This is a genomic window from Pseudomonas sp. A-B-19, assembly GCF_019947515.1.
Classification (GTDB): domain Bacteria; phylum Pseudomonadota; class Gammaproteobacteria; order Pseudomonadales; family Pseudomonadaceae; genus Aquipseudomonas.
Genome location: NZ_JAGYGN010000007.1, coordinates 104,879 through 127,003, shown reverse-complemented (window position 1 = coordinate 127,003; position 22,125 = coordinate 104,879). Strand labels below are relative to the sequence as shown.

Annotated in this window: 21 protein-coding genes; 8 read left to right on the top strand and 13 right to left on the bottom strand. The window is 60.9% G+C overall.

All coding sequences use genetic code 11. The features are described 5' to 3' along the window. Positions 1-115: 115 nt before the first annotated feature. Positions 116-658, bottom strand: a complete 543-nt coding sequence (gene orn, locus KGA81_RS10330) for an oligoribonuclease (protein WP_007983969.1) — start codon at positions 656-658, stop codon at positions 116-118. Positions 659-765: 107 nt separating this feature from the next. Here orn and rsgA point away from each other — a divergent pair, with 107 nt between their 5' ends. From rsgA to KGA81_RS10310, 4 genes are all read left to right on the top strand, one after another. Then, positions 766-1,797: a small ribosomal subunit biogenesis GTPase RsgA gene (gene rsgA, locus KGA81_RS10325; protein ID WP_223462517.1), complete on the top strand. Its 1,032-nt coding sequence runs from the start codon at positions 766-768 to the stop codon at positions 1,795-1,797. A gap of 200 nt (positions 1,798-1,997) precedes the next feature. Continuing rightward, positions 1,998-2,405: a TIR domain-containing protein gene (locus KGA81_RS10320; protein WP_223545711.1), complete on the top strand. Its 408-nt coding sequence runs from the start codon at positions 1,998-2,000 to the stop codon at positions 2,403-2,405. A 2-nt stretch (positions 2,406-2,407) separates the two neighbouring features. Continuing rightward, complete coding sequence (locus KGA81_RS10315; protein WP_223545710.1) at positions 2,408-3,367, top strand: caspase domain-containing protein; 960 nt, start codon at positions 2,408-2,410, stop codon at positions 3,365-3,367. Further along, positions 3,367-3,858 carry a toll/interleukin-1 receptor domain-containing protein gene (locus KGA81_RS10310; RefSeq protein ID WP_223545709.1) on the top strand — a complete coding sequence of 164 codons (492 nt, stop codon included), beginning with the start codon at positions 3,367-3,369 and terminating at the stop codon, positions 3,856-3,858. Before KGA81_RS10315 ends, KGA81_RS10310 begins: the two co-directional genes overlap by 1 nt. A 40-nt stretch (positions 3,859-3,898) precedes the next feature. Here the strand turns inward: KGA81_RS10310 and motB are convergent, their stop codons facing one another. Beyond that, positions 3,899-4,945 (bottom strand): flagellar motor protein MotB, encoded by a 1,047-nt coding sequence (gene motB, locus KGA81_RS10305; protein WP_223545708.1) that lies wholly within the window; start codon positions 4,943-4,945, stop codon positions 3,899-3,901. Between the two features lie 3 nt (positions 4,946-4,948). Further along, positions 4,949-5,800, bottom strand: coding sequence for a flagellar motor stator protein MotA (motA, locus tag KGA81_RS10300; RefSeq protein WP_108218404.1), 852 nt, complete (start codon positions 5,798-5,800; stop codon positions 4,949-4,951). Between the two features lie 167 nt (positions 5,801-5,967). On the opposite strand from motA, the gene KGA81_RS10295 reads away from it, so the two are divergent. Genes KGA81_RS10295 through asd form a run of 3 tightly spaced genes read left to right on the top strand, consistent with a single transcriptional unit; the run spans position 5,968 to position 9,243 of the window. Further along, the gene (locus tag KGA81_RS10295) at positions 5,968-7,506 is read left to right on the top strand and encodes an HDOD domain-containing protein (protein WP_223545707.1); all 1,539 of its coding nucleotides are present in this window, start codon (positions 5,968-5,970) and stop codon (positions 7,504-7,506) included. Positions 7,507-7,548: 42 nt separating this feature from the next. Then, positions 7,549-8,364: a rhodanese-like domain-containing protein gene (locus KGA81_RS10290; RefSeq protein ID WP_223545706.1), complete on the top strand. Its 816-nt coding sequence runs from the start codon at positions 7,549-7,551 to the stop codon at positions 8,362-8,364. A gap of 18 nt (positions 8,365-8,382) precedes the next feature. After that, positions 8,383-9,243 (top strand): archaetidylserine decarboxylase, encoded by an 861-nt coding sequence (gene asd, locus KGA81_RS10285; protein ID WP_223545705.1) that lies wholly within the window; start codon positions 8,383-8,385, stop codon positions 9,241-9,243. Between the two features lie 140 nt (positions 9,244-9,383). On the opposite strand, the gene serB is transcribed toward asd, so the two are convergent. Beyond that, positions 9,384-10,598: a phosphoserine phosphatase SerB gene (serB, locus tag KGA81_RS10280; protein WP_223545704.1), complete on the bottom strand. Its 1,215-nt coding sequence runs from the start codon at positions 10,596-10,598 to the stop codon at positions 9,384-9,386. 135 nt (positions 10,599-10,733) lie between these two features. Between serB and KGA81_RS10275 the strand changes: the two genes are divergently transcribed. Further along, the gene (locus tag KGA81_RS10275) at positions 10,734-12,251 is read left to right on the top strand and encodes an AhpA/YtjB family protein (protein ID WP_223545703.1); all 1,518 of its coding nucleotides are present in this window, start codon (positions 10,734-10,736) and stop codon (positions 12,249-12,251) included. Positions 12,252-12,515: 264 nt separating this feature from the next. On the opposite strand, the gene KGA81_RS10270 is transcribed toward KGA81_RS10275, so the two are convergent. The 9 genes from KGA81_RS10270 to KGA81_RS10230 all read right to left on the bottom strand — a co-directional run bounded on the left by KGA81_RS10270 (position 12,516) and on the right by KGA81_RS10230 (position 21,926). Next, positions 12,516-13,229, bottom strand: a complete 714-nt coding sequence (locus tag KGA81_RS10270; RefSeq protein ID WP_223545702.1) for a membrane integrity-associated transporter subunit PqiC — start codon at positions 13,227-13,229, stop codon at positions 12,516-12,518. A 175-nt stretch (positions 13,230-13,404) separates the two neighbouring features. Next, a complete protein-coding gene (parC, locus tag KGA81_RS10265; protein WP_223545701.1) occupies positions 13,405-15,672 on the bottom strand; it encodes a DNA topoisomerase IV subunit A in 2,268 nt (755 codons plus the stop codon). A 10-nt stretch (positions 15,673-15,682) separates the two neighbouring features. Then, on the bottom strand, positions 15,683-16,204 hold the full coding sequence (locus KGA81_RS10260) for a TIGR02281 family clan AA aspartic protease (protein ID WP_223545700.1): 522 nt from the start codon (positions 16,202-16,204) through the stop codon (positions 15,683-15,685). Further along, positions 16,201-17,190 carry an esterase-like activity of phytase family protein gene (locus KGA81_RS10255; protein ID WP_223545699.1) on the bottom strand — a complete coding sequence of 330 codons (990 nt, stop codon included), beginning with the start codon at positions 17,188-17,190 and terminating at the stop codon, positions 16,201-16,203. Before KGA81_RS10255 ends, KGA81_RS10260 begins: the two co-directional genes overlap by 4 nt. Further along, complete coding sequence (gene parE, locus KGA81_RS10250) at positions 17,190-19,097, bottom strand: DNA topoisomerase IV subunit B (RefSeq protein ID WP_223545698.1); 1,908 nt, start codon at positions 19,095-19,097, stop codon at positions 17,190-17,192. Before parE ends, KGA81_RS10255 begins: the two co-directional genes overlap by 1 nt. Before the next feature lie 43 nt (positions 19,098-19,140). Continuing rightward, entirely contained in the window at positions 19,141-19,749 is a 609-nt protein-coding gene (locus KGA81_RS10245) for a YqiA/YcfP family alpha/beta fold hydrolase (protein ID WP_223545697.1), read from the bottom strand. A 191-nt stretch (positions 19,750-19,940) separates the two neighbouring features. Continuing rightward, the gene (gene cpdA, locus KGA81_RS10240; RefSeq protein ID WP_223545696.1) at positions 19,941-20,756 is read right to left on the bottom strand and encodes a 3',5'-cyclic-AMP phosphodiesterase; all 816 of its coding nucleotides are present in this window, start codon (positions 20,754-20,756) and stop codon (positions 19,941-19,943) included. A 106-nt stretch (positions 20,757-20,862) separates the two neighbouring features. After that, positions 20,863-21,318, bottom strand: a complete 456-nt coding sequence (locus KGA81_RS10235) for a DUF1249 domain-containing protein (RefSeq protein WP_223545695.1) — start codon at positions 21,316-21,318, stop codon at positions 20,863-20,865. Continuing rightward, entirely contained in the window at positions 21,309-21,926 is a 618-nt protein-coding gene (locus KGA81_RS10230; protein ID WP_223545694.1) for an NUDIX domain-containing protein, read from the bottom strand. Before KGA81_RS10230 ends, KGA81_RS10235 begins: the two co-directional genes overlap by 10 nt. Between the last annotated feature and the right edge of the window lie 199 nt (positions 21,927-22,125).

The following is a 22,125-nucleotide window of genomic DNA, read 5'->3' as shown; positions in this document are numbered from 1 at the left end:
CTTCACCCAGGCACCAAAAGAGGGCATTGCTCACTGTAGGAGCCGGCTTGCTGGCGAAGGCGTCCTCAAGGGCCCCTTCGCTGGCAAGCCAGCGCCTACAGATCGGGTTTCAGGCTCAGGCTTTGATGAAATGCTTGCGGTAATGCTGCAACTCGGCGATGGATTCGCGGATGTCGTCCAGGGCCAGGTGGGTGCTGCCCTTCTTGAAGCTGTCACGCACGTCCGGTGCCCAGCGAGCAGCCAGCTCTTTGAGCGTGGATACGTCGAGGTTGCGGTAGTGGAAATAGCTTTCCAGGGATTTCATGTGCGTATAAAGGAAGCGTCGATCCTGGCAGATGCTGTTGCCGCAGATCGGCGATTTGCCCTTCGGCACCCACTTCTCCAGGAAGGCGATGGTTTCGGCCTCGGCTTCGGCCATGCTGATGCGGCTGTCGCGAACCCGTTGAGTCAGCCCGGAACCGCCGTGCTGACGGGTGTTCCACTCGTCCATGCCGGCGAGGATTTCGTCGCTGTGGTGAATGGCGATCACCGGGCCTTCGGCCAGGGTGTTCAGGTCACTGTCGGTGACGATGGTGGCCATTTCGATGATGACGTCGGTATCCGGGTTCAGACCGGTCATTTCCAGGTCGATCCAGATCAGGTTCTGCGGGTTTTGCATGTGTCGGCTCCTAGGCAATGCTGCGCAGTTTAGCCTAGGCCGGTGGCCGGGCGTGCTAAACTCGCGGCCGTTTTACCTAATCGCTGCATTCTTGATACGGAACACCCATGGCCAAACGCCAACTCAATCGTCGTCAAAACTGGCGCATCGAAAAGATTCAGGGCGAACGCGCTGCCCGCGCCGCCAAACGCGAGTCCTCGGCTGTCGAGGCACTTGAGGGCGGCGATCTGGGCCCGGAACAACACGGCCTGGTGATCGCGCACTTCGGTGTGCAGGTCGAGGTCGAGGCCCGCGACGGCGAACTGGCCGGCCAGGTGTTCCGTTGCCACCTGCGCGCCAACCTGCCGGCGCTGGTGACCGGCGATCAGGTAGTCTGGCGTGCCGGCAACCAGGGCATCGGCGTGATCGTGGCGCAACTGCCGCGCAACACAGAGCTGTGCCGCCCGGACAGCCGTGGCCAGCTCAAGCCGGTGGCGGCGAACGTCGACATGATCGTCATCGTGTTTGCACCGCTGCCCGAGCCCCACGCCAACCTGATCGACCGCTACCTGGTCGCGGCCGAGCATGCGGGCATCAAACCGCTGTTGCTGCTGAACAAGTTCGACCTGATCGACGACAACAACGCTCCTGCGCTGAATGCCTTGCTCGCGGTGTACCGCACCCTCGGCTATCCGGTGCTGGAAGTGTCGGCGCACCACGGCAACGGTATGGAGCAGTTGCAGAAGCAGCTGGACGGACGCATCAGCGTGTTCGTCGGTCAGTCCGGTGTCGGCAAGTCATCGCTGGTCAACAGCCTGCTGCCGGATGTCGAAACCCGCGTCGGCCCGTTGTCCGAACTGTCCGGCCAGGGCACCCACACCACCACTACCGCGCGGTTGTTCCACTTCCCCGGCGGCGGTGAGTTGATCGACTCCCCGGGTATCCGCGAATTCGGCCTGGGTCACGTCAGCCGTGCCGACGTCGAAGCCGGCTTCATCGAGTTCAACGACCTGCTTGGCACCTGCCGCTTCCGTGACTGCAAGCATGATCGCGAACCCGGCTGCGCCCTGCTCAAGGCCCTTGAAGACGGCCGCGTGCAGCAGCAACGGATGAACAGCTACCGCTCGATCATCGCCAGTCTGCCGGAAAACGGCTACTAAACAGACGTACCGGCCGCTCCTGCCTTCAGCGGGACGGCCGGCGGCTGGATCTTCCCCCTGCTTAAACATCAGACCTTTCTGTAAGACACCAGCACCGGTGCTTGTAGGGCATTTCTCTTTAAATCACATCCCCTTGTAGCCGCCAGCCAATAGCCTAGCTTCAGACCCTCTTCGCACTCCAGCGACACCGAGGGACACCCATGCAAACCTACCATCTGTTCATCAGCCACTCGTGGAACTACTCCGACGCCCACAACAATCTCGTGCGCTTGCTCAACGCCAAGCCGGGGTTCGCGTACAAGAATTTTTCGGTGCCACCGGAAAACCCGATTGTCGGCGCGAAAACCGACAAACAACTTGAGGAGGCCATCGAAAACAAGATTCGCCCGTGTTCGGCGGTATTGATCATGGCCGGGATGTACTCCACCTACAGCAAGTGGATCAACAAGGAAATCGAGATCGCCAAGCGCATGGGCAAGGTGATCATTGCGATCAAGCCGTTTGGTGCCGAGCGGATTTCCACGGTGGTACGTGACGCGGCACATGCCGAATGTGCGTGGAACACCAACAGCATCATCGATGCGATTCGCCAGCACACGGCGGTGTAACCATGCGCAAGGGACTGTTTATCGGCATCAACGACTACACCCACGTGTCGCGCCTGAGCGGTTGCAGCAATGACGCCATGGCCATGGCCTCGGTGCTCAAGACCGACGCCAATGGCGATCCGAACTTCAAGAACATCGTACTGACCTCCGCCGAGGACTACCTGAGCCGGGAAAAACTCGAAGACCAGATCCGCGAGCTGTTTTCCGGGGATTGCAATGTCGCGCTGCTGTATTTCGCCGGCCACGGCAGCTTCGATACCGACACCGACGAAGGCATGTTGATCCCGCAGGATTACAAGAGCGCCAAGGACGGAATTCGCCTCAGCGACATTCTCAACTGGGCGAGCAAAGCCACGAAGATCAAAAACAAAGTGATCATTCTCGATTGTTGCCAGAGCGGCTCGGCCGGCGAACTGCGCGCCTTGCGCAGCGAAGGCAGCGTGATCGGCGAAGGCATGACCATTCTGACCGCCTGCAAAAAGGAAGAGCCGGCGATGGAGGGCGCGCAACACGGCGTGTTCACCGGATTGTTGCTCCAGGCCCTGCACGGCGGCGCCGCGAACATTCTGGGCAAGATCACCCCCGGCAGCCTTTATTCATTTGTCGACAATGCCCTCGATGCCTGGGAACAGCGTCCGGTGTTCAAGACCAACGTGTCGCAGTTCATTTCCCTGCGCGAAGTGTCACCGCTGATCCCCAAGGAAATCCTGCGCAAACTCCCCGAATGGTTTGCCGAAGCCGAGTCGGTGTACCCCCTCGCCCCCAGCTTTGAGCCCACCGAACCTGAATTCAACCCGGAGCACGGCGAGGTCTTCGCCCAGCTGCAAAAGTGCAACCGTCACAGCCTCATCGAACCGGTAGATGCCGAGCACATGTACTACGCCGCCATTCACGCCACCGGCTGCCGCCTCACCGCACTCGGCGCCTATTACCGCGAACTCGCGATCAAGGGACATTTCTGATGCCAGTGTTTATCAGCTACCGCCACATGGATCGCGCCCACGCGGTCAAAATCAACACGCGCCTGATCCAGGCCAACATCAAGACCTACCTCGACGTACTGGATGCCGAATCCCAGACCACCGATGACATCACCGGGGTGATCACCCGCAACATCAGCGAATGCACGCACCTGCTGGCGGTGGTGTCGGAGAAAACCGCACTGTCCTGGTGGGTACCGTTCGAAATCGGCGAGGCAACCATCACGAATCGACGTATCTGTTCGTACAGGACCGGCCCGACAGAGCTGCCGTTGTACCTGGACAAATGGCCGAAGCTGACCAACGACCGGGACATCGAGTTCTTTATCGATGCCTATCGAAACGAAGCGATGCTCAAGCGCTCGATGTCACTGGAGTCGGTGACCGGCAGCGAGTCGGTGCGCAGCGTCAACAAATCCAATGCGGATCGCTTTCACTCCGACCTCAAGTCGCGAATCATCCGCGGCTTTTAACGTAAAAAACGCCGACATCGCTGTCGGCGTTTTTTTTCGGTCACTGCTTGGGCGGTTCAGCCGGTTTGGCTGGCTCACCCGGTTTCGGTGCCGGATTATCGAACAAGTTCAGACGTTCGCGCAGTTCGTGGGCCGGCAGCGGTTCCTTGTCCGCCGGCAATGCGTTCGGGTCGACCGGTGTAGCCGGTGCGGCTCCCGGAGCAGCCGAACCTTGCGGCGCATCGGGGGCAGGCTCCGCACCTTGCGAACCTTCGATCGCACGTTGGGCTTTCTTGGTCAGCACCACAATGTCGATACGACGGTTCACCGGGTTGAACGGATGCTCGCGATCGAACAGGGCCGACGAGGCATAACCGACCACCCGCGCCACCTGCGCATCCGGATAGCTGCCCGCCACCAGCGCACGACGCGCGGCGTTGGCACGGTTGGCTGAGAGCTCCCAGTTACCGAAATCACCGGTGCCGGTGTATGGCTTGGCATCGGTGTGGCCGCTGATGCTGATCTTGTTCGGCACTGCCTTGATGGTGTCGGCCATGGCCAGCAGGATGTCTTCGAAATACGGTTTCAGACGGGCCGAGCCTGAGTCGAACATCGGGCGGTTTTCTGCGTCCATGATCTGGATACGCAGGCCGTCCTGTGTGATTTCGAACAGGATCTGATCCTTGAACTTCTGCAGCTGCGGGTTCTCTTCAACCTTGTTCTGCAGTTCTTGCAGCAACAATTCGAGGCGTTCTTTCTCGACCTGCTCGGCCATGCCTTCGACCTGGTCGGTATCGATGGTGACCTTGTCCGGCTGCGGCTGGGACTTCACTTCGGGGTTGAGGGTGTTTTCCGGCGCCAGGGTCGGCGTGCCCCCCAGATCGATGATGTAGGGCGTGCCGCTTTCGGAAAAACCGATCGGGTCCTTGAAGTAACCGGCGATGGCAATCTTCTGTTCCGGCGTGGCGGTGGACAGCAGCCACAACACCAGGAAGAACGCCATCATCGCTGTGGCGAAGTCCGCGAAGGCGATTTTCCAGGCGCCTCCGTGGTGTCCGCCGGCGATGCGCTTGACGCGCTTGATGATTATCGGCTGATTGTTTTCCATAACTTATCGACCGCGAACCGCTTGTTCCAGCTCGGCGAAACTTGGACGGTGCGCCGGGTAAAGTACCTTGCGCCCGAACTCCACGGCCAGCGATGGCGGCATGCCGGAAGCCGAAGCCACCAGCGAGGCCTTGATGGCTTCGTAGACATTCAGTTCTTCCTTGGCATCGTGGGCCAGGGAATGGGCCAGCGGGCCGAAGAAGCCGTAGGCGGCGAGAATACCGAAGAAGGTACCCACCAGTGCCGCACCTACGTGCAGGCCGATAGATTTCTGATCGCCCTCACCCAGCGAAGCCATGGTCACCACGATCCCCAGTACCGCCGCGACGATACCGAAACCGGGCATGGCGTCGGCGATGCCGTTCACGGCGTGGGATGGGTGTTCCAGATCTTCCTTGAGACTGAACAGTTCCATGTCGAACAAGCCTTCCAGCTCGTGCGGAGCCATGTTGCCGGAGGACATGATGCGCAGGTAATCGCAGATGAACGCGGTCATGCGCTCGTCCTTGAGAACGGTCGGGTACTTGGCGAAGATCGGGCTCGCGGCAGCGTCCTCGATGTCACCTTCGATGGCCATCATGCCTTCGCGGCGGCTCTTGTTGAGGATCTCGTAGATCAGGCCCAGCACTTCCAGATAGAAGCCGTGGTTGAAACGCGAACCGAACATGCTCAGGGACTTCTTGAGCACGTGCATCGTCATGTGGCCGGGGTTGGCCTGCAAGAATGCGCCAAGGGCGGCGCCACCGATGATCATGACCTCGAAAGGCTGGATCAGGGCGGCAATCTTGCCGTGGGAAAGCACGTATCCGCCGAGCACGCTCGCGAATACGACGATGATGCCGATAATTTTAGCCATAGGTTAGGAGAGCACTTACTGAGTCGGGTTCAAGGTCATATTCGGAAGTTAAAAAATCTCTTCTTCTACTTATCGGCAAAACTGCGCCAGACTATAGGCCGTTCAGGCGAAAAACTGATTTGACCCCATCCGGGCCCAGGTAATGTTGACGATGATCGCCTCCCACCATGGTTAATGAAACGAACGTTCCAACGCCAAAACCAACAACACTCGAAGGCTGGGTAAAGTTGCTCGATGGCGTACGGCTTCCCGTCCCGCAAGCCAGCCACGACCGTGTCTGCAAAGCCATCCGCGACAATCGCAGCTCACTGCGCGACATCGCCGACCTCATGCAAGGCAGCCCGGCCCTGGCCTTGAGCGTGATTCGCGAAGCCAACCGGCACACCCACGGCGGCATGAGCACGCCTGCGGAAAACCTTGAGATCGCAATCAATCGCCTCGGTCTGAAACGCACCGAAGAACTGCTCGCGCGCCTGCCCGCCGAACCCCAGTCCGAGATTCCCAAAGCCTTGCGTCAGCTGCAGATGATCAGCCAGCACGCCACGCAACAGGCCAACGGTTTTTTTGCCAGTCGCCTGGCGCGCCTGTGGCAGGACATCCACTGGGGCAGCCTGCTGTTTCTATCACCCCTGTGGCCTTTGGCGCTGACTCATCCGAAACTGCTCGAAGAGTGGGAGCTGCGGGTCATCCATAAAGGTGAGTCGGCACGCAAAGTCGAACAGCAACTGTTTGGTGTGCGCCTGCTGGCCATCGGCCAGGCGCTGGTGGAGGTCTGGCGCCTGCCGATCTGGGTGCAGCAGTGTTATCGCCTGTTGCTCACCGAGCAGCGGGAACTGGTGAAAGTCCTGCGCATCGCCCGTGACAGTGAGCATCCACTGCGCCAGCAGAACCGTCTCGATGACGATCCGACCCTGCGTCGCTGGCTCAATCAGCCGGCCAACACAGTGCTACTGGCCAACGGGCTGGCGCTGTCGGCACAACACGCCTGGGACAGCCCGCACAGTGAGCGCTGGCAATTGCTGACCAGCCTTTATCTGCAAATACCGATGGACGAGGTGCAACAGCAACTGCACCAGCAAGCCGCCAACAGCGCACGCCAACACGCCATGCCCGACCTCTGGCACCCCGCCGAATCGCTGATCTGGCCACGGGGCATGAACCGTGTCCACGCCGGGCTGCTGCCGGCCTCGGCACCGACCGCCGAAGATCTGGCGAAATGGCGTAAGCAATGTGCCCAGTTGCTGACCGAGCCGAGTCGTTTCACCAATGCCATGCACCTGACCATCGCCGCCCGGGACGCCCTGGTGGCCTGCGGCATGCGTCGGGTGATGATCCTGATGGCCGACCGCACTCATGCCAACCTGCGCGTGCACCAGACGGCCGGCCTGCCGAAGGAAGCGGCCGGATTGAACTTCGTGGTCAGCCAGAGCAGCGTGTTGCAACGCCTGCTCGCGCAACAGGCCCAGGTGCGCCTGACACCCGCCAACAACGCGCAGTTCTCGGCCCTCCTGCCCAACAGCCTGCGTTCGCAGTTCAGCGGCGAACATCTGCTGCTGCGCTCGCTGGTCAACAATGGCCGGGTGATCATGATCGTCGTGGCGGATCAAGGCGGTGGGCCGTTTTCGGAAATTTCCGTACAGGCCTTCGGCAAAACCGCACAGTGCATCGAGAAAGCCCTGCACAGCTTTAGCCACCGTGGCCGATGAGGCTGCGCTACAATCCTCCCTTTTGTGCTCTGGAGACCTCACATGTCTGACTTCTCTGGCTTGCCGCTGGTGATCGAGCCGAGCGACTTGCTCCCTCGCCTCGACGCCCGCGAACTGATTCTGGTGGACTTGACCAGTACCGCCCGCTACGCCGAAGGGCACATTCCCGGCGCGCGTTTTGTCGAACCGAAACGCACGCAGCTCGGCCTGGCTCCCGCCCCGGGACTGATACCCCCGCAGGCAGCACTCGAAACCTTGTTTGGTGAGCTGGGACACAACCCCGATGCGGTCTACGTGGTGTATGACGACGAAGGCGGCGGCTGGGCCGGGCGCTTCATCTGGCTGCTGGATGTCATCGGCCACAGCAAGTACCACTATGTCGACGGCGGCCTGAGAGCCTGGATGGCAGAGGGTTTGCCCATGTCGATCCAGATCCCGCCACCCGTGGGTGGCCCGGTTGCACTGACCTTGCATGATGAACCCACCGCCACCCGCGAATACCTGCAAAGCCGACTCGGCGCCGCCGACCTGGCAATCTGGGACGCTCGCGGCCCGCAGGAGTACTCCGGCGAGAAAGTCCTGGCAGCCAAGGGCGGGCACATTCCCGGCGCGGTCAATTTCGAATGGACCGCCGGCATGGATCAGGCGCGCCAGTTGCGCATCCGCACCGACATGCCGCAGATCCTCGAACAACTCGGGATCAGCAAAGACAAAGAAGTGATTACCCACTGCCAGACCCACCATCGTTCTGGCTTCACCTATCTGGTGGCCAAGGCTCTCGGTTATCCGCGGGTCAAAGGCTACGCCGGCTCCTGGGGCGAATGGGGTAACCATCCCGATACGCCCGTTGAGATTTAAGGTTTTTAAGGACAGTTAATGAACAAGCGTCTGTTTATCGTCAGCCAGTACCTGCTGCCCCACAACTTGCTCTCGCGATTGGCCGGCTGCATCGCCGAATGCCGCGTGCGCTGGTTCAAGATCGCCTTTACCGCCTGGTTCGCCAAGCGTTATCAGGTGGACATGTCCCAGGCGCTGGTCGAAGACCTGACCGCCTACGAGCACTTCAACGCGTTCTTCACCCGCGCACTGAAAGACGGTGCCCGCCCGTTGGACGAGACCCCGGGCGCGATCCTCAGCCCGGCCGACGGCGCGATCAGCCAGCTCGGCCCGATCGAGCATGGTCGCGTGTTCCAGGCCAAGGGCCACAGCTTCAGCGTGCTGGAACTGTTGGGTGGCGATGCGGCAATCGCTGCGCCGTTCATGGGCGGTGACTTCGCGACTATCTACCTGTCGCCGAAGGACTATCACCGCGTGCACATGCCACTGGCTGGCACCCTGCGTGAGATGGTCTACATCCCGGGTCGTCTGTTCTCGGTCAACCAGACTACTGCTGAAAACGTTCCGGAATTGTTTGCCCGCAACGAGCGCGTGGCGTGCATTTTCGACACCGAGCGCGGCCCAATGGCCGTGGTGCTGGTGGGTGCGATGATCGTGGCGTCGATTGAAACCGTCTGGGCCGGTCTGGTGACGCCGCCCAAGCGCGAGCTGAAAACCTTCCGCTACGACGAAGCCGCACGCGCGCCGATCCATCTGGAAAAAGGTGCGGAACTGGGTCGCTTCAAGCTGGGTTCTACCGCTGTCGTGCTGTTCGGGCCGGATCAAGTGAAGTGGGCTGAAGAAATGACCGCCGGTACAGCGGTGCAGATGGGTCAGGGCATGGGCTCACCAAAGGCCTGATCGACACACATCCTGTAGGAGCGAGCTTGCTCGCGATGGACGACAAGGCGACGCGGGCATTCAGATTGCCCGCGTCATCGTTAACGCCCATCGCGAGCAATCGAGCGTCGACCGGCTGCTCCTACAGTAGTTTTGCGGTGTTACAGCTGTCCGTCGCGGTCACGGAAGCCCAGCAGGTACAACACACCATCCAGGCCCAGGGTCGAAATCGCCTGCTTGGCTGACTGCTTGACCAGCGGCTTGGCGCGGAACGCCACGCCCAACCCCGCAATCGCCAGCATCGGGAGGTCGTTGGCACCGTCGCCGACCGCAATGGTCTGCTCCAGGCGCAAACCTTCCTTGTGCGCCAGTTCCTTCAGCAAATCGGCCTTGCGCTGCGCATCGACAATAGGCTCGATCGCCACGCCGGTGACTTTGCCGTCGACCACTTCCAGTTCGTTGGCAAACACGTAGTCGATACCCAGCTTGGCCTGCAACTGCTTGGCGAAGTAGGTGAAACCACCCGACAGAATCGCAGTCTTGTAGCCCAGGCGCTTGAGCTCGGCGAACAGGGTTTCGGCGCCTTCGGTCAGGCGCAGCGAGGCACCGATGGAATCCAGCACGTTGACGTCCAGACCTTTGAGCAAGGCCAGGCGTTCCTTGAAGCTGGCGCGGAAATCCAGCTCACCGGCCATTGCCCGCTCGGTGATCTCCGACACTTTGTCGCCAACGCCGGCCGCCTTGGCCAGTTCATCGATCACTTCGGCTTCGATCAGCGTTGAATCCATATCGAACACCGCCAGGCGACGGTTGCGCCGGAACAGCGAATCTTCCTGGAAGGCGATGTCGACGTTCAGTTCCTGGGCAACGCTGAGGAATTCGGCACGTAGCGCCTGCGGATCAGCCGCTTCGCCACGCACGGAAAACTCGATGCAACCCTTGCCCTTGTCAGCCGGCGTATCCAGCGGCATACGCCCGGACAGACGATCGATATGGTCGATGTTCAGGCCATATTTGGCGGTGATCGAACTCACGGCCTGCAACTGCCCGGCTGTCACCTTGCGGGTCAACAAGGTCACGATGTGACGTTTTTTACCCTGGTTGCCGACCCACTGCTGGTAATCCTCTTCGGACACCGGAGTGAAACGTACCTGTTGATCGAGCTCGTACCCCTTGAACAGGATGTCCTTGAGCACGGACCTGCCTTGTTCAGTGTCGGGAATTTCAACCAGGATGCCGAACGACAAGGTGTCGTGGATCACCGCCTGACCGATGTCGAGAATGTTCACACCACCCTGGGCCAGAACGCCGGTAATGGCCGCAGTCAGACCCGGACGGTCGACTCCCGTGATGTTTATCAGGACGATTTCGCGCAAGGCGCACCCCCGCAGGTGGAAAAAAACCGCATTCTACCCACTTTCAGTGACCATCGGGCACCGCGAGCGCTTTGACGGCCTAGGGCCTGTCGCTATACTGCGCGTCAACTTCACGGACAAAAGAGCCGAGCTCAAGTGAACCGGCCCACGCCAGTAAAAACCGACAACTTCTTCCTGCTGATCTTCCGGGCACTGCGCCACCGCCGTGTACCGATTGCATTGCGCATCGCCAGCCATAACGTGATCCTGGTCGCCCTGGCCCTGGTCATCTATGCCGGTGTGATGGGCTTGCAGTTCAAGCAGGCCATGCACGAGCAGGCGGATGCGCTGGGCGAAAGCCTGACCACGCAGACGGCCACCTCGGCCACCGAGCTGTTGGTGTCCAACGACATCCTCAGCCTCAATGTGCTGCTCAATAACCTGACCAAGAACAAGCTGGTGGCCCACGCTGCCATCTACAGCCCGGACAACCGCATCCTCGCCGAATCCGGCCAGCGTCCCAAGCATGGTCTGCTGGGCGAAGCCGAGGGCATGTACCAGAGCAAGATCACCTTCCAGGACGTGACTGCCGGGCAATTGCGCATCAGCCTGGACATGGACCAGTTCCAGCAGCCAATGACCATCAGCCTGCAGAGCATGGGCATTCTGAGCGCCATCCTGCTGGCCCTGTCCCTGGCCTTGAGCCTGCGCATGGGGCGTTATCTCTCCACGCCGCTGCTGCAATTGCGGGTGTGGCTGCGCAATATCGATGAATACACCCCGGCCACCGACCGACAGGACGAAATCGGTGACCTGGCGCGCCAGCTGCACGCCAACTTCGCCCCGGAGCCTGCCCCCGTGCCGGAGCCGGAACCGGAATTCGACGACGTCGATGACGAGGTCGACCCGGCCTTCGAAGTCCGTAACCTGCGCGACCCGAGTTTCGACGAGAGCCCTCCGGTAGCGGCGCTCAAGCCGGCGCCGCGGCAGATCGTCAGCACCGTCGAGGACGACGATGACGAAGACCCGTTCGCCGACCTGCGCGACGAGTCGCTGGACAGCCCCCCGCAACCGCTAATTCGCAAGGCTACGCCGAGCGTGCCGCAACACAGCGCGGTGCTGGCAGTGCAATTGGGCTCCCAGGAACAACTGCGGCGACTGCCGCGGGCACGCCTGGAAGAACTGCTCGAACGCTATCGCGATTGTCTCGACCAAGCCGCTTCGCTATATCAAGGCGAAGTGGAGACTTTGAACGATGGCAGCACGCTGATGCTGTTCCACACAGAAGACAGCGGCGACGATTACCTGACCAACGCCATTTGCTGTGGCGAGCTGCTGCGGGCCCTGGGCCACCAGTTGCAGATCGAAGTCGCGGACAGCGGCATCACCCTGCAATTGCAGCTGGGCCTGACCCTCGGTGACGAACTGTTCGGCCTGAGCCAGATCGACCTGCTGCTGACCGACTCCGCCCAGGACGCCCTGGCCCTGTCGCAGCACAGCCGCAACCTGCTGCTGGTGGAGCGCAAGATCAGTGACGACGCGTTGATCCGCCAGCGTGCACGGATCCGCCCGATTGCCAGCCCTGAAGGTGCATGCTGCGTGGAACGGTTGATGGAGCCGTATCCGTCGATGCTTGAGCGGCAATTGGCGCGGATGCACGAACGCCGGGCGTAACCGCCAGGAGCAATAACAGAGCCCGCAGATGAGTGATCGTCTGTGGGCTTTTTTGTGCCTGTACGGACGCCTTCGCTGCGATGCGGCGACCCGACAAGCCAGCTCCTACAGGTTTTGCGTCGTTCACACAATTGCGGGCTTACACCGATCCACTGTAGGAGCTGGCTTGCCAGCGAAGGCGTCCGTACGGGCCCTGAAGATCTCCAACCTGCAGAAACAACAAAGCCCGCATCAATGCGGGCTCTGCTTCAAATCCATCCAAAGTCAGAAGCGGAACACTTCCATATCCGTCCGGACCGGCGCGGCCATCGGGATCTTCGGCTGTTTTTCCTGCTCTACCGCAGGTGCTGCTGCCTTGGCAGCCGGCTTGCGCGGGGCTTCGGCGATCGGTGGCTGATTGGCCAGCGGCTTGAGTGCCACCGACAGTTGCTCGGCCAGACGTTGCAGCAACACACCCTGGGCCTGAACCTGAGCCGCCGTACTACCGGCATGCTGTTCCTGCAAATGGATGATGCGGTTGTCACGGACCTGGCCGCGACGGTCGATCAGGCGCCATTGCGCATCGAGGATCGCCGGTTGTTTTGCACCCGAATCCAGGCGCGTGATAGTCAGCAGCACCTGAACGTCCGGGGTGAAGCCCACTGTCGCCGGGGCCAGCACTACGCGCTGGCTGTCCAGGTGACCTGCGACCTGACGCAGCAGCAACTGATCGATATCCGACGAAAGGCTGCCAGCCCAACGACCGTCGGTCGAGGCTTGCAGGCTGCCATCCGGCTGACGCTGCAACAGGGTTTCGCGTTGCAGGTAGTCGGCCACGGTGACCGGCCCCAACAATACCGCCATGCCCGCGTTCTGTGCAGGCTGAACCGGACTACCAGCGTCCAGCTGATACAACGACACCGGTTGGTGAACGCTGCAACCCGCCAGGCCAAGAACGCCAGCGAGCATAAGAATAAAAGGAAGGCGCAGAGCAGTCATCGTCCCATCCAAGTGATCGCTAAAAGGTTGATCACAGTGAAAATACTCAACAAATATGAAGAACGCGCGGCAATGCCGGCGCTTGAAAGGCCATATCATCCGTGAATATGCGTTCCGACTCCAGCGCAAAGCGCCGAACTACGAGTTAAATCGTAGATCGGCGCTTCTAAGTCGCCTAATTGAGGTTTTCGACGAGCAACGCATCTACCCGCTGGAAACCACGCGGCAACTTGTTGCCACGACGACCACGTTCACCCTTGTAGTGCTCGAGGTCGTCCGCTTTCAGTGACAGGGTACGTTTGCCGGCCTGCAACACCAGTGTTGCACCGTCCGGCAATACGGCGATGTCCGTCACATACTCTTCGCGACTGGCCACTCGCTCACCAGGAATCCCGATGATCTTGTTGCCTTTGCCCTTACCTAATTGTGGCAGGTCGCTGATCTTGAAGATCAGCAGGCGACCTTCGGTCGTCACCGACGCCAGCCAGTTCTGCTCACGATCGGCCACAGGGCGCGGCAGCATGACCTTCGCATTGTTCGGCAGACTCAACAAGGCCTTGCCCGCCTTGTTCTTGGCCTGCAGGTCTTCACCCTTGACCACGAAGCCGTAGCCGGCGTCGGAGGCGATCACGTACAGCGCATCGTCTTCCGGCATCAGCACGCATTCGAAACTTGCCCCTGGCGGCGGCGTCAGGCGACCGGTCAGCGGTTCGCCCTGGCCACGGGCCGACGGCAGGGTGTGGGCGGCCACTGAATAACTGCGACCGGTGGAGTCGATAAACACGGCGAACTGGTTGGAGCGCCCGGCTGCCAGCGCCTTGAAGCCGTCCCCGGCCTTGTAGGAAAGCCCGGTGGCATCGATCTCGTGGCCTTTGGCTGAACGAATCCAGCCTTTTTCCGACAGCACGACCGTCACTTTCTCGTTCGGCAGCAGATCGTGCTCGGTCAGGGCCTTGGCCTCGGCGCGCTCGACAATAGGCGACCGGCGGTCATCACCGTAGGTTTCCGCGTCCTTGATCAGTTCGCTGCGCACCAGTTTTTTCAACTTGGCTTCGCTGCTCAGCAGGGCTTGCAGCTTGGCTTGTTCCTTGAGCAGTTCATCCTGCTCGGCACGCAGCTTCATCTCTTCCAGTCGCGCCAACTGACGCAGACGGGTGTCGAGGATGTAGTCGGCCTGGATTTCGCTCAGGGCGAAACGCTCGATCAGTTTGGCCCGTGGATGCTCCTCGGTACGGATGATGTGGATCACTTCATCCAGGTTGAGGTAGGCAATCAACAAACCATCCAACAGGTGCAGGCGACGCTCGACCTTGTCGAGGCGGAATTGCAGGCGACGACGCACAGTCTGCACCCGGAATTCCAGCCATTCGACCAGCAGCGCGCGCAGGTTTTTCAGCTGCGGCTTGCCATCCAGCCCGATGATGTTGATGTTGACCCGGTAGCTCGACTCCAGCTCGGTGCTGGCGAACAGGTGCTGCATCAGCGCATCGTGGTCGAAATTTTTCCGTGCCCCCGGAATGATCACGATCCGGCACGGGTTTTCGTGGTCGGACTCGTCACGCAGGTCAGCAATTTGTGGCGCCTTGGATGGCTTGGCCTGCATCATCGCGGCGATCTGCTCCAGCACCTTGGCGCCCGAGACCTGATGGGGCAACGCGGTGACGATGATGTCGCCGTCTTCGATGTGATACACAGCGCGCATGCGCACCGATCCGCGACCGGTTTCGTAGATTTTCAGCAGGTCGGCACGCGGGGTGATGATTTCCGCTTCGGTCGGGTAGTCCGGGCCCTGGATGTGTTCACAGAGCTGTTCGACCGTGGCCTTGGGCTCATCGAGCAAACGCACGCACGCCGTGGCGACTTCCCGCAGGTTGTGCGGCGGAACGTCGGTGGCCATGCCCACGGCGATACCGGTGGTGCCGTTGAGCAGAATGTTCGGCAGACGGGCCGGCAAGACCAGCGGTTCGTCCAGCGTGCCGTCGAAGTTCGGGCCCCAGTCCGCCGTGCCCTGGCCCAACTCACTGAGCAGCACTTCGGAATAACGCGACAGCCGCGCTTCGGTGTAACGCATGGCGGCGAAGGACTTGGGATCATCCGGCGCACCCCAGTTGCCCTGGCCGTCGACCAGCGTGTAGCGATAGCTGAACGGCTGGGCCATCAGCACCATGGCTTCGTAGCAGGCCGAATCGCCGTGGGGGTGGAATTTACCGAGCACGTCACCGACGGTACGCGCCGATTTCTTGTGTTTGGAGTCGGCGTCCAGCCCCAGCTCGCTCATGGCGTAGACGATACGCCGCTGTACCGGTTTCAGGCCGTCGCCGATATGCGGCAAGGCACGGTCCATGATCACGTACATGGAGTAGTTGAGGTAGGCATTTTCGGTGAAGTCAGCCAGCGAGCGGCGTTCTACACCGTCCAGGCTGAGATCAAGGGAGTCGCTCATGCGGGCCTCATCAGTTCGTTGTCTGGCGCAGCAGCATGGTGCCACCGCGCTGGGTAAATTCAAGTTTGTTCAGTGCGCTCATGCCGAGCAACACCTGATCGCCATGCAGCCCCGGGGCCACCAGTGCGCGTACATCCCGCAGCACGATGTCGCCCAGTTGCAGGCGTTCGATACGGGTGCGATAGCCCTGGCTCAGGCCATTGGCCGTGCTCAGGGTCACGCCGAATCCTTCTTCGAGCTTCAAGCGCCTGGCCAGGTCCGCCGGAATCGACACATCGGTCGCACCGGTATCGAGCATGAAGTCCACCGGCTGGCCGTTGATCTGGCCGCTGGCAACGAAATGCCCCTGCGCATTGCTCGCCAGCTTTACCTCGATGAAACCCTCGCCCTGCTCCGAACTGACCACCACATTCGGATTTTGCTGACGCGCTTCCCACTGGGCGAAAAAACGCGTGGCCAGAAACAGCGCCGCACACCAGGCCAGCACCATGAATACCCGACCGATGCGCTGCCCCGGGCTTTGTTGTCTCATGGCCTGGCACTCCAGCCACCTTCCGGTGCGGCGAAGCGCCAGACCACCGGACGGACTTCGCCATCGGCCCGTGCGCCGAAGTTATTGTCGACGCCGATCCAGGCGCCATCGGCATCCACGATCAATGCTTCTTCCAACCCGTAGTTCTGTGGATAACGACGGTTTGCCTGCAGCAACTGGGCGGCGTACGACCAGCAGCGCTCGACCTTGGCCGTCTGCGGGTCCCGGCGGCAGATCTGGTAGGCATTGCGCTCAAGGGTAAACAGCTTGCCGTTGAACAGCGACAGGTCAGAGAAATCCCGCGGTACGGCTTTGGCGTCAGGAAACTGCTCGGGCTGCATTTCCATGCCCGCCTCGCTCAGCAGCACGCAGCCACCGTCGCAATCCCACAACGTCTGCTTGCGTTTGATCATCAGCAATCCGCGGCCTTGACGCTCGGCGGCGAACCACATCTGATCACCCGCCGGATTGACCGCCAACCCTTCGAACAACGCATTGAACTGCAATAACAGGCCTCTGGCCCGTGCCTCGCGAACCAGCATCGGCGAAATTTTCAACCAGGCGGCAGGCCCCGTTGGTGGCACTTGCAAGACTGCGGCATGGCCTTCGCTGACGATGTAGCGATTGCCGGCGCTGTCGCAGGTGATGCCTTCAAAGTCCAGATCACCGCCACGCACGAAAGAAGCCCCCCAGACGCGAGACTTCAGCCCCCAGGGCAAACCACTGTCAGGCACCGGCGGTACGTCGATGTGCACCGTTTCGGCCTGCCAGGCAGATTCGCGGGTATCCAGGCGGTAGATCTGATGATCGTCGCGGTCGGAAACCGCCCACAGATCATTGCCGCATTGCGCCAGCCCGGACAGGTTGCCGCCGCGCATGCCGTCGACGACATGTTCGGACAACAGGCGCAGCTGCGGCACCGGCTCGGCGGACACCGTGATTGACGTCAGCAGCAACCCACAGGCCAGGGCAAAGCCCAGACGCATCAGCCCAGTACCTCGGCCAGGTTGCCCTTGGACTCCAGCCAGGTCTTGCGGTCGCCGGCGCGTTTCTTCGCCAGCAGCATGTCCATCATTTCCGAGGTGGCCTCGAAATCCTCGCCCAACGTCAGTTGCACCAGGCGCCGGGTGTTCGGGTCCATGGTGGTCTCGCGAAGCTGCGGCGGGTTCATTTCGCCCAGACCTTTGAATCGGGTGACTTGCGGCTTGCCGCGTTTCTTCTCGGCCACCAGACGATCGAGGATGCCATCGCGTTCGGCTTCATCGAGGGCGTAGTAGATTTCCTTGCCCAGGTCGATGCGGTACAGCGGCGGCATGGCCACGTAAACGTGACCGGCATCCACCAACGGGCGGAAGTGCTGGACGAACAAGGCGCACAGCAAGGTTGCGATGTGCAGACCGTCAGAGTCGGCGTCGGCGAGGATGCAGATCTTGCCGTAGCGCAGTTGGCTCATGTCGGCCGCGCCCGGATCGACACCGATGGCCACCGCGATGTTGTGCACTTCCTGGCTGGCCAGCACTTCGCTGCCGTCGACTTCCCAGGTGTTGAGGATCTTGCCGCGCAACGGCAGGATCGCCTGGAACTCTTTGTCCCGCGCCTGCTTGGCCGAGCCGCCAGCGGAATCACCTTCCACCAGGAACAGCTCGGAACGCATCGGGTCCTGGCCGGCGCAGTCGGCCAGTTTGCCTGGCAGTGCCGGGCCTTGGGTAATGCGTTTGCGCTCGACCTTCTTGCTGGCCTTGAGGCGACGACCGGCGTTGTTGATCGCCAGTTCCGCCAGCAGCATGCCGGTTTCCGGGTTGGCGTTGAGCCACAGGCTGAACGCATCCTTGACTACGCCGGAGACGAACGCCGCCGCCTCACGGGACGACAGACGCTCCTTGGTCTGGCCGGAGAATTGCGGCTCCTGCATCTTCATCGACAACACGAAAGCAATGCGTTCCCAGACATCTTCCGGCGCCAGCTTCACACCACGCGGCAACAGGCTGCGAAATTCGCAGAACTCGCGCATGGCGTCGAGCAGGCCCTGACGCAAACCGTTGACGTGAGTACCGCCCTGGGCTGTCGGGATCAGGTTTACATAGCTTTCCTGGACCGCGTCGCCACCTTCGGGCAGCCACAACAGCGCCCAATCCACCGCTTCCTTATTACCGGCCAGGCTGCCACAGAATGGCTCGTCCGGCAGGCGCTCGAATTCGCTGACCGCATCCACCAGGTAGGAACGCAGGCCGTCTTCGTAATGCCATTCGACTTTCTCGCCGGTGGCCTTGTCTTCAAAACTGACCAGCAGCCCCGGGCACAACACGGCCTTGGCCTTGAGCACGTGCTTGAGGCGGCTGATGGAGAATTTCGGGGAATCGAAGTATTTCGGATCCGGCGCGAAGAACACGCTGGTGCCGGTGTTGCGCTTGCCGACAGTGCCGACGATTTCCAGCTCGGTGGCCTTGTAGCCATCCTTGAAGGTCATCTGGTATTCGTTGCCGTCACGTTTTACACGCACCCGCACTTCGGTGGACAAGGCGTTGACCACGGAAATACCCACCCCGTGCAAGCCGCCGGAGAACTGGTAGTTCTTGTTGGAAAACTTGCCACCGGCATGAAGCTTGGTGAGGATCAGTTCGACGCCCGAAACACCTTCCTCAGGGTGAATATCCACCGGCATGCCGCGGCCGTCATCGCTGACTTCCAGGGAGTGGTCGGCATGCAGGATTACCTGCACTGATGTGGCATGCCCGGCCAAGGCTTCGTCGACACTGTTGTCGATGACTTCCTGGGCAAGGTGGTTCGGCCGACTGGTGTCGGTGTACATGCCGGGGCGTTTGCGCACCGGGTCGAGGCCCGAGAGGACTTCGATGGCGTCTGCGTTATAAGAGCTAGCGCTGGGAGTGGCCATGGGGTCTCGTCGTCAGTCTTTCATTGAAAATATGGGCGAGATTTCACAATGCCGTGAAATCGATCGCCTGATACAAATCTGCGCCAATGCCGGCAAAGCTCAGCATGGCCGGAAGCTGTGCGGCAAACCCCTGGTAACCATGGTCGCCGCCGGCCTGGATACGCAAGGCACAGGCCCGGTAATACTGCTGGGCGAGGCGATAGTCCAGCGTTTCGTCCCCGGTCTGCAACCATACCTGATAGCGTTGCGGATCCCGGGGCGCCGCGACTTCCAGTTCGGCCAGGGCCGTCACATGGTCGTGGGTCATTTCCCAGGTCTCATCGGTATACAGGTTTTTCTGCGTTCCCAGAAATCCGTCGAACATCCGGTGCGGACCGACAGCGGGGTTGATCAACAGGGCTTTCAGACCAAGGCGCTCAGCCAGGTGAGTGGCATAGTAGCCGCCGAGCGAGCTGCCGACCAGCAGTGGCCGCCCCAGCTCGGCAATCGCCTGTTCCAGCTGCGCGATAGCCTGGCGCGGGTGATGGTGCAACGCTGGAACGCGCACCTGTTCGCTCAGGCCCAGACGCTCCATCACCTCGACCAACTGACAGGCCTTCTTCGACAACGGCGAGCTGTTGAAGCCGTGGATATAAAGGATCGAACCGGACATTTGAGCTCCCTGTGCGTCGGCTAAAGAGGCGGAGTTTACAGGGACTCGGGGGGTGTTGGGCCAGCATCCATTGAAATGAACGCCCCCCTGCAGGAGCTGGCTTGCCAGCGAAGGCGGACTGTCAAATAACATATATGTTGAATTTGATGGCCTCTTCGCTGGCAAGCCAGCTCCTACAGGGGATTGGGACATCAGTAGCCGTTGGAGCCGTAATCCACGGTGAAATCGAACCCGGTGACTCGCTCCACCCCGGTTTCCAGCCGCCCGTCGGGCAGCAGCCGCAACCAGCGATAGCCTGGCGCCTGTTCCCCAACCTTGAAATCCTCGCTGCCCGGCTCGAACTGGATGCAGGTCGATGGCGAGGCGATCAGACGCACGCCGTTACGTAATTGATCGATTTCCTGGTGCACATGCCCCCACAGCACGGCACGCACCTGTGGAAAACGATCCAGCACTTCAAAAAACGCCTCGGGATTACGCAGGCCGATAGGCTCCATCCACGCGCAACCAATTGAAACCGGATGATGGTGCAAGCACACCAGATGATGACGCTCCGGCGCTTCGCTCAACGCGCGGGCGAGCAGCTGCAACTGTTCATCCTGCAAATAACCCGGCACCGAGCCTGGCACGGCCGAATCAAGCAATGTGACCCGCCAGTTGCCGATATCCACCACCGGTTCGAGCAAGGCGCTCTGTACCGCCGCCTCGGCCATGAACTGCGGCTCATCGTGATTGCCGGGAATCCAGCGCGCCGGCGCATCGAGCTGGCGGGTCATGTCGCGAAACTGCTGGTAAGACTCCAGCGTCCCGTCCTGGGACAGGTCACCCGTGGCCAGGATCAAGTCAATCCGCGGCTGTTGTGCGCGCACCAGCTCGATGACCTTTTGCAGGCTGTCGCGGGTGTTCATGCCCAGCAACGCGCCGTCCGTTTCGGCAAACAGGTGGCTGTCGGAAAGTTGCACCAGCAACGCCGGATCGGCGGTGGTCAATGTGGATACGCTCGGCAAGGCGTTCTCCCAGGGCGTGATCACGGGGATGGGTAAGTGCCGCAATTATGCTGGGGGATGATCGAAAGGGGAAACCTGTGAACCTGACATGGTTCACAACTGCGCTTCACAACCGTACTACTTCGTACTCATGCCCCAGCGCCAGGCAATGGCTCAGCCATTCGCCCAGAAACATGTTCAATTGGGCTTTTTCGTCCGGCTGGTGCATCGCGGCGTTCGGGTAAGGATAGATGCCGCGAAAGCGTCGCGCATGTTCAGCGCTGACCACTTCGGCCATGCGCGCGTCGTGATAGACCTGCACTTCCAGTTGCGGCACTGGCAGCCAGGGCAGGCTGTGTTCCTGGCGCACTTGCAGGGTCGTGGTGTAAGGACAGGTCAGCAGCACTTCCAGCGCCAGTACGCCGAGCATCTGATCGCCATGGGTCACGGCGATGCGCCGCGCGGCAGGCTCGCTGCGCATGTCCGGCAGCAGTCGCATCAGGCGCGCGTAGTTCGCCTCGCAGGACGCTTGCAGCCCCACCAGATCCACCCGATAGCGATCGCGCAGCTTGTTTACGACCATAACCCCCTCACTTCAACGCGGTTCAAAGCCAGCCATTGCAAGGCAATGATGCTCGCCGCGTTGGCAATACGTCCGTCGCGTACGGCTTGCAGGGCATCTTCGAAAGCCCAGACCGTGACGCGGATGTCTTCTGCTTCTTCCTCCAGCCCATGCAGGCCGCCAACCCCGGTGGTGTCACAACGCCCCAGGTACAAATGCACGAATTCGTTGCTGCCGCCCGGCGATGGAAAATATTTGAGTATCGGCCAGAGCGCCCCGATTACCAGCCCAGCTTCCTCCTGCGCTTCGCGGTGAGCAACTGCTTCCGGCACTTCGTCCTTGTCGATCAGACCAGCGACCAGTTCGATCAGCCACGGGTTGTCGGTCTTGCCCATGGCACCGACGCGAAACTGCTCGATCAGCACCACTTCATCGCGCTGCGGGTCGTAAGGCAGCATGCACACCGCATCATGACGAACGAACACTTCACGATTGATCTCGCGGCTCATGCCGCCTGCGAACAATTCGTGACGCAAATGCACGCGTTCGAGTTTGTAGAAACCCTCGTAGCACTTTTCGCGCCGCACGATATCAACGGCGGTCGGAATGGTGTTGGCAAAATCCTTCATGACAATCCTCTTTACTGCACATCCTGTTCGAGGCTGCTTTTTTCCCGGGCCTCGACTTCGCGCCATCCTAACGCGCCCGTGATGTTTGATGCAGCCTCTTTCCCGCCAGCGGGATGGACGGTGAGGACGAAACCCACTCTAATTAGCTTAGTGGCGAACTGACTGCTTTGTTGAGAGTCGAAGCCGGTAACTTTTTGCC

Excerpts from the sequence above, each read along its gene's own strand:
- orn (WP_007983969.1), bottom strand. The coding sequence starts at position 658 with ATGCAAAACCCGCAGAACCTGATCTGGATCGACCTGGAAATGACCGGT.
- rsgA (WP_223462517.1), top strand. The coding sequence starts at position 766 with ATGGCCAAACGCCAACTCAATCGTCGTCAAAACTGGCGCATCGAAAAG.
- KGA81_RS10320 (WP_223545711.1), top strand. The coding sequence starts at position 1,998 with ATGCAAACCTACCATCTGTTCATCAGCCACTCGTGGAACTACTCCGAC.
- KGA81_RS10315 (WP_223545710.1), top strand. The coding sequence starts at position 2,408 with ATGCGCAAGGGACTGTTTATCGGCATCAACGACTACACCCACGTGTCG.
- KGA81_RS10310 (WP_223545709.1), top strand. The coding sequence starts at position 3,367 with ATGCCAGTGTTTATCAGCTACCGCCACATGGATCGCGCCCACGCGGTC.
- motB (WP_223545708.1), bottom strand. The coding sequence starts at position 4,945 with ATGGAAAACAATCAGCCGATAATCATCAAGCGCGTCAAGCGCATCGCC.
- motA (WP_108218404.1), bottom strand. The coding sequence starts at position 5,800 with ATGGCTAAAATTATCGGCATCATCGTCGTATTCGCGAGCGTGCTCGGC.
- KGA81_RS10295 (WP_223545707.1), top strand. The coding sequence starts at position 5,968 with ATGGTTAATGAAACGAACGTTCCAACGCCAAAACCAACAACACTCGAA.
- KGA81_RS10290 (WP_223545706.1), top strand. The coding sequence starts at position 7,549 with ATGTCTGACTTCTCTGGCTTGCCGCTGGTGATCGAGCCGAGCGACTTG.
- asd (WP_223545705.1), top strand. The coding sequence starts at position 8,383 with ATGAACAAGCGTCTGTTTATCGTCAGCCAGTACCTGCTGCCCCACAAC.
- KGA81_RS10270 (WP_223545702.1), bottom strand. The coding sequence starts at position 13,229 with ATGACTGCTCTGCGCCTTCCTTTTATTCTTATGCTCGCTGGCGTTCTT.
- parC (WP_223545701.1), bottom strand. The coding sequence starts at position 15,672 with ATGAGCGACTCCCTTGATCTCAGCCTGGACGGTGTAGAACGCCGCTCG.
- KGA81_RS10260 (WP_223545700.1), bottom strand. The coding sequence starts at position 16,204 with ATGAGACAACAAAGCCCGGGGCAGCGCATCGGTCGGGTATTCATGGTG.
- KGA81_RS10255 (WP_223545699.1), bottom strand. The coding sequence starts at position 17,190 with ATGCGTCTGGGCTTTGCCCTGGCCTGTGGGTTGCTGCTGACGTCAATC.
- parE (WP_223545698.1), bottom strand. The coding sequence starts at position 19,097 with ATGGCCACTCCCAGCGCTAGCTCTTATAACGCAGACGCCATCGAAGTC.
- KGA81_RS10245 (WP_223545697.1), bottom strand. The coding sequence starts at position 19,749 with ATGTCCGGTTCGATCCTTTATATCCACGGCTTCAACAGCTCGCCGTTG.
- KGA81_RS10235 (WP_223545695.1), bottom strand. The coding sequence starts at position 21,318 with ATGGTCGTAAACAAGCTGCGCGATCGCTATCGGGTGGATCTGGTGGGG.
- KGA81_RS10230 (WP_223545694.1), bottom strand. The coding sequence starts at position 21,926 with ATGAAGGATTTTGCCAACACCATTCCGACCGCCGTTGATATCGTGCGG.